Source organism: Falsiroseomonas oryziterrae (assembly GCF_021864505.1).
GTDB classification, from domain to species: Bacteria; Pseudomonadota; Alphaproteobacteria; order Acetobacterales; family Acetobacteraceae; genus Falsiroseomonas; species Falsiroseomonas oryziterrae.
On record NZ_JAKJIB010000312.1, the window covers coordinates 1 to 4,921 of the forward strand.

Sequence of the window (4,921 nt, forward strand, 5' to 3'; positions counted from 1 at the left end):
GGGCCGCCGCCTTCCCGAACCATCCGGCCGGCCGGCCGACCGGCGGCACGGTGGAGACGCTGACGAGCCTGCCGGAGGAAGCGATCCGCGGCGCCGTGGCGCGCCAGCTGCGCGGCGACGGGATGATCCTCGCGGCGGCGGGCGCGATCAGCGCGGAGGAACTGGCCCGGGTGATCCCGGCGCTGTTCGAGGGGCTGCCGGAGGGCGCGCCGGCCGAGCCGCCGGCGCTGCCCGCCTTCACCGGCTTCGGCCGCCGCGTGATCGAGGTCGCCTCGCCGCAATCCGCCGTGCTGTTCGGCCAGGCCGGGCTCGCCGTCGCCGATCCCGACTGGGAGACGGCGCAGGTCGTGCTGCGCGTGCTCGGCGGCGGCGGCTTCTCGTCGCGGCTGATGGAAGCGGTGCGGGTGCGTCGCGGGCTGACCTACGGCATCGGCGTCGGGCTCGACAGCCTGTTCGGCCAGGGCGTGATCGTCGGTTCCACCGCGACCGACAATGCGCGCGTGGCGGAGACGCTGGCGGTGACGAAGGACGAGTGGCGCCGCATGGCGGGCGACGGCCCGACGCGGGAGGAGCTGGACGACGCGGTGGCCTTCCTGACCGGCAACCTGCCGCTGCAGTTCACCGACAGCCGCCGCATCGCCGGCACGCTGCTCGCGCTGCGGCGGAACAACCGGCCGGTGACCTGGCTGAACGAACGCGCCGACCGCCTGCGCGCGCTGACGCCGGCCGCGACCGCGACGGTCGCGCGGCGCGTGCTGCAGCCGGACGCGCTGGCCGTGGCGATCGCAGGACGGCCGGAAGGCGTGTGATTGCGACCTCCCCTCTCCCGCTTGCGGGGAGAGGGGAGCAAGCACGAGATCAGAACACGAAGCGCACCCCGGCCAGCGCCGAGCGGCCCGGCACGACGAAGCCGTTCGCCGGCTCGAAGCGGCTGTTGCCGAGGTTGCGGCCCTCGGCGAAGGCTGTGACCTGCTCCGTCACGCGATAGCTCGCGGTCAGGTTCACCACCGTGCCCGACTTGTTGTAGGCCATGACGGGGATCGAGGTGCCGTTGTCGCGGTAGCTCGCGAAGGGGCCTTCCGGCGACGGGCCGGTGAAGAGCAGTTCGGGCACCACCACCAGCCGGTCCATCGCGATGCGCGCGCTGGCGGAGACCACGTTGCGCGGGCGGCGCGGCAGCGGCATGCCCGTCGCCTCGTCCTCCGTCTCCGTCACCGTCCAGGCGCCGCGCAGGTCGAGCCAGGGCGCGGGACGCAGGATAAGCGAGAGTTCCGCGCCGCGCGCCGTCGCGCGGTCCACGTTCTCGAGCGTCGAGAAGGCCGCGTTGAAGTTGATCAGGTTGCGGAAGCGCGTGTCGAAATACGTCGCGCCGAAGGTCGCGAAATCGGTGCGGCCGAAGCCCGCGACGTCCGTCTCGAAGCCCGCTTCCCAGCTGAAGCTGTCCTCCGGCCGCAGCTCCGGGTTGCCGCGGAAGCTGGTGCCGATGGTGCCGAAGCGCTGGAACAGCGAAGGCGCCCTGAAGGCGGTGCCGGCGGAGAGGATGACGCGGGAACTCAGCTCCGGCAGCGCCAGCACGCCGCCGAGCCGCCACGAGGTGAAGCCTTCGTAGTCCTCCGCCTCGTCGCGGCGCAGTCCCGCCGTGACGTCGAGCCGGTCGAGGATCCGCGCCTGCAGGCCGAGGTTGAAGGCCGTCGAGTCGGCGGAGGCGTCGGTGCGCGTCTGGAAGGGCAGGTTGCCGGAGCGGCTGTCGCTCGACTCCCGCTCATGCGCGATCCCGAAGGTGAGGTTGACGAAGCGCAGCGCACCCAGATCGGGCAGCGCGACGCGGTTGCCCCATTCGTAGCTCTCGCGCCGGCCGCGGAAGAGATCGTCGATCGTGGTGCGCGACGCGGCGTCGGGCAGGTTAACGTTGCGCCGCTTGTCTTCCGTGTAGGCGGCGCGCAGGCCGGTGGTCCACACGCCGAACAGCGTCGTCTCCGCACGGATCTGGCCGTAGATGCGGCGATCCGTCTGCTCGTTGTTCGGATCGTCGCGCGGTATGTTGTCGAGGCCCGCCTGGTTCTCGCGCCAGCGCAGCAGCGCCTCCACGTTGCTGCCGGCGTCCGGGCGGAAGCCGAAGCGCGCGGTGTAGGCGGCGCCGGTGAAGCTCTCGCGTTCGCCGGTGTTCGACCAGAAGCGCGGCGCCGTCGCGTCGGAGCCGCGCGTCGAAAGGCCCTGGGCCATGCCGAGGTAGTTCCAGCGCTCCGTCGTGCCGGCGATGCCGATGTTGCCCTGCGCGGTGCGCTGCGTGCCGAGCCCGGCCTCGCCGAAGGCCTGGGCCGTGCGGCCTTCCGGCGCGCGGCGCGTGATCAGGTTGATCACGCCGCCGATCGCGCCCGAGCCGTAGAGCGAGGAGGCCGGGCCGCGCACCACCTCGATCCGCTCGATGTCGCCGAGCAGGTCGTTGCCGAAGTTGAAGGCGCCATTCGGCTCCGACGGATCGTTCACCGGCACGCCGTCGAGCAGCACGAGAACCTGGCGCGAGGCGGCGCCGCGGACGAAGGCGCTGGCCTGCTGGCCGACGCCGCCGCCCTGCACCAGGCGCAGGCCGGGCACGGATTGCAGCGCCTCGGGCAGCGTGCGGTAGCCGCGCTCCTCGATGTCCTGGCGGGTGATGACGGTGACGGCGGCCGGGATGCGCTCGATCGGCGTCGGCACACGCGTGGCGGTGACGACGGTCTCTGGGACCGTCTGCTGGGCATGCGCGGCGGTTGCCGCGAACAGGGCGGTGGTCAGGAACAACAGGCGTCGCATCGGTTTCCTCCGTGCGGCGTGACGACATGCCCCGCACGGTTTCCCGCACGGGACGGCTGGCGTCGTCGCCGCAGGCGGATGCGAGCGCCACCCGTGGTCGGATGGCTGTCGCTCCGTTGCGCCGGTGCACCCCGCCCGGCACGCGCGGGACGTCTCTGCGCCGGCCGGTCTCCTGGCTCGCGGAGTGCCGGAGTGATCTCCGGGGCCTCGTCCGCCTTCTCGGGCGCGCGGCCCAATGGCGTGTGGACGAAGCGGCTCCGCCTACAGTTGCGGGGGCAGCCGCGGACTTGGCGAGCGTCACCCGCCTTCGCGCGTTCCCGTTTCAGCCCTTGCGGGCCACCGACGCATGGGCGGAGGGAAGCATGCGGCGCGGCAGACGTGAAGGCCGCTCAGCCGGCCTTCGGCAAGGCGACCCCGACGAGGGCGTCGCGCGTGACGATGGAGGCAAGCCGCGCCGCGTCCCAGCCTTCGGTGCCGGCGGGCCGCTGCGGCAGCACCATCCAGCGGTAATCGGCGGTGCTGTCCACCACGCGGAGCTCGACATGGTCGGGCAGCACTGTGCCCCATTCGGCCAGCACGCCGCGCGGGTCGCGCACCGCGCGTGCGCGGTAGGCGGACGACTTGTACCAATGCGGCGGATAGCCGAGCACTGCGCGCGGATAGCAGGAGCAGAGCGTGCAGACGACGAGGTGATGCACGCGGTCGGTGTCCTCGAGCACGCCGAGCGGCGGCATCCCGGCCATGGAGACGCCCGCCGCCTCCGCCGCCGCGCTGCCGTCGCGCAGCAGCAGCTCGCGATAGGCCGGATCGGTCCAGGCGCGGGCGACCATGCGCGCGCCGATCTCGGGGCTCGCAGCATCGGTGCGCGCGACCTGCTCGGCGATCTCGGCCTCGGTCACCACGCCGCGCGCGAGCAGTGCCGCGACGAAGCGGTCGAGCAGCGCGACGGAATCGGGGCGCGGTGGCGCGGCCATCAGGCGGTCTCCTGGCCGACCGATTCAGACCTGCGGGCCGTTGGCCCTCCGGTCATCGGGCGGTCTTCCAGCCAATGCTCGTAGATCTCGACCAGCAGCGTATCGCCGGGCCGGCCCTCGCCGAACAGGGCGGGCTGGTCGAAGCGCACATGGTAAAGCGGCACCTTCGCGGCCGGACGGCCAAAGGCGAGGTCTTCCGGGTTCGGATGGGCGCCGAGCGGGCGCTCGATCACGCCGGGCAGGCCGCGCAGGTAGTGCGGCGTGCGGATGTGGCAGGGGCCGCGCGTCTCGGGGAAGTCGCGACGGACGCGCACCGCGCTGCCGGCCGCGAACCTCACGGGCGCAGCTCCTCGGCGGCGACGACGCCCTTCTCCACCATCAGCCCGGAGATCGAGCGCAGCCAGCGCTCGTAGTAGCCGAGCGCGTGGTACTCGGCCTCGGGGATCGCCTCGATGCCGCGGCGGAGTTCGTCGACGCTCATCAGCCCCTTGCGGGCCAGGATCTGGCGCAGCGCGTCCACCCGCTTGCCGAAGGCGTCGGGCGGGGCGTCGTCGGGCTCGACCGGCGTGCAGCGGAAGCGCGGCGCGCCGCCGAGGTCGTGGGTCGCCGGAGCGGGCGTGGCATCGCTCACTTGATCTCCTCCCCCTCCAGCAGGCCCCACACCTCGGCGCGCCTCAGGTAGCCGCGCATGTCCTGCACCTGCACCTCGCACCAGGCGCTGGACGGCTCGCATTCGCGGATGCGGGCGATCACGCCGGGGCGGAGGCGCGCGACGGCAGCGGCGGATTCGTCGGGGCGGCGGCGCAGGGTCACCTCCTGGACGTTCGCGGCCGGGCGCACCAGCGCGGTGCGGCGACCGGCGAGGGTCGATTGATGCACCCAGCCCTCGGCGCCGTCCACGTCGCGGATGCGCCGCCAGACCTGGAACTCGCCGACGATCATCACCGGCAGGTCGCGACGCTGGAAGGTCCACTCGATCGGGAAGGTCGTGTTCGGCCCGACGCGCATGTTGACCTGGTCCGACCGCAGCGAGGCGTAGCGCGGGATCGGCAGGCCGCTGACGGTGCCGGTCGAGGGCGGCGGCAGCGGCGGGGGGCCGGCCGGCACGGGCTGAGCGGGCTCGGGCGTGCGGTTGGCGGCGGCGGCGGCACCGG

At 73.2% G+C, this 4,921-nt stretch carries 6 protein-coding genes and 1 riboswitch; of the genes, 1 reads left to right on the forward strand and 5 read right to left on the reverse strand.

Annotation, left to right across the window (positions count from 1 at the left end; all coding sequences use genetic code 11):
* Positions 1-809: M16 family metallopeptidase (locus L2I40_RS18990; protein WP_237216753.1), on the forward strand; the 809-nt coding region annotated here is incomplete at its 5' end.
* Between the two features lie 49 nt (positions 810-858).
* Here L2I40_RS18990 and L2I40_RS18995 read toward each other — a convergent pair.
* From L2I40_RS18995 to L2I40_RS19010, 5 genes are all read right to left on the reverse strand, one after another.
* Positions 859-2,793, reverse strand: a complete 1,935-nt coding sequence (locus L2I40_RS18995) for a TonB-dependent receptor plug domain-containing protein (protein WP_237216754.1) — start codon at positions 2,791-2,793, stop codon at positions 859-861.
* 145 nt (positions 2,794-2,938) lie between these two features.
* A riboswitch (cobalamin riboswitch) is annotated at positions 2,939-3,152 on the reverse strand.
* 30 nt (positions 3,153-3,182) lie between these two features.
* Entirely contained in the window at positions 3,183-3,767 is a 585-nt protein-coding gene (locus L2I40_RS19000) for a nitrile hydratase subunit alpha (RefSeq protein ID WP_237216755.1), read from the reverse strand.
* The gene (locus tag L2I40_RS24590; protein WP_372491082.1) at positions 3,767-4,105 is read right to left on the reverse strand and encodes an SH3-like domain-containing protein; all 339 of its coding nucleotides are present in this window, start codon (positions 4,103-4,105) and stop codon (positions 3,767-3,769) included. Before L2I40_RS24590 ends, L2I40_RS19000 begins: the two co-directional genes overlap by 1 nt.
* A complete protein-coding gene (locus L2I40_RS24595; RefSeq protein WP_372491083.1) occupies positions 4,102-4,398 on the reverse strand; it encodes a nitrile hydratase in 297 nt (98 codons plus the stop codon). Before L2I40_RS24595 ends, L2I40_RS24590 begins: the two co-directional genes overlap by 4 nt.
* Positions 4,395-4,921, reverse strand: a 527-nt coding sequence (locus L2I40_RS19010) for an SH3 domain-containing protein (RefSeq protein ID WP_308116437.1), incomplete at its 5' end; no start/stop codon positions are given. The genes L2I40_RS19010 and L2I40_RS24595, both read right to left, overlap by 4 nt.

Bases quoted from the DNA above. Each gene is read 5' to 3' on its own strand.
- L2I40_RS18995 (WP_237216754.1), bottom strand. From the start codon at position 2,793: ATGCGACGCCTGTTGTTCCTGACCACCGCCCTGTTCGCGGCAACCGCC.
- L2I40_RS19000 (WP_237216755.1), bottom strand. From the start codon at position 3,767: ATGGCCGCGCCACCGCGCCCCGATTCCGTCGCGCTGCTCGACCGCTTC.